The organism is Thiocystis violacea (assembly GCF_016583575.1).
GTDB lineage: Bacteria > Pseudomonadota > Gammaproteobacteria > Chromatiales > Chromatiaceae > Thiocystis > Thiocystis violacea.
This window is the reverse complement of record NZ_NRRG01000155.1, coordinates 1-843: the sequence shown is the minus strand read 5'-3', so window position 1 is coordinate 843 and position 843 is coordinate 1. Positions and strand designations below refer to the sequence as shown.

Here is an 843-nt window from a genome sequence, read left to right as displayed (position 1 = left end):
TCTCCGAGACGATCCAGTCGCTGCGCGTGGGCTCGGGCGAGGCGGGCGTCATCTTCGAGGAACTGAAGGCGGGCCTGGAAGCGCCGCTCTCCGGCATGGGCATCGCCTTCTCGTCCTCGCTCTTCGGCCTTGCCTCCTCCCTCGTCCTCGGCTTCCTCGACCTGCAGGCGGGCCAGGCGCAGAACCGGTTCTATACCGAGCTGGAAGATTGGCTCTCGACGATGACCGATCTGGAGGATTTCGATTTCGAGGGGGCGGAGACCGGCAATACGGTGCAGGAAATCCGTCTCGCGGTCGAACGCCTGTCGCGCAACGTGGAAGGCGGCGGGCGCCCGTCCATCGCCGCCATGGCGAACCTTGCGGAGGGCATCCAGGGCCTAGTCCAGCACATGCGCAACGAGCAGCAGATGGTGCGCGACTGGATGGAAGGGCAGGCCGAGCAGCGCGAGCATCTGCAATCGACGCTCGACCGCATCTCCGAAAAGCTCGGCGCCGACCCGCAGGGGCGGCTTTTCGGCGACGAGGAAGGGCGCCGCCGGCGCATGCCGGGGCTGACCGAAACGCAGGAGCGCTAGACCTTGCCGATGGCGCGCGCACGCCGTCTGCAACGGGCGGATTACTGGCCGGGCTTCGTCGACGCGATGGCGACGCTGCTGCTTGTCTTCGTCTTCCTGCTCACCGTCTTCTTCGTCGCCCAGTTCTTCCTCTCGCAGGAAATTTCCGGCCGCGACGAGGTGCTGAACCGGCTGAACGCGCAGATCGCGGAGCTGACGGAGCTTCTCGCCCTGGAGCGGACCAACAGCCGCGACCTCACCGAGACCGTCGCCTCGCTGCAGGCTCGAT

The 843-nt window shown here is 66.7% G+C and carries 2 pseudogenes; both read left to right on the top strand.

From position 1 onward, the window contains the following. A pseudogene (locus tag CKO27_RS24845) lies at nucleotides 1-575 on the top strand (hypothetical protein); the annotation flags it as partial. 9 nt (nucleotides 576-584) lie between these two features. After that, nucleotides 585-843 (top strand): annotated as a pseudogene (locus CKO27_RS23935) (peptidoglycan-binding protein); the annotation flags it as partial.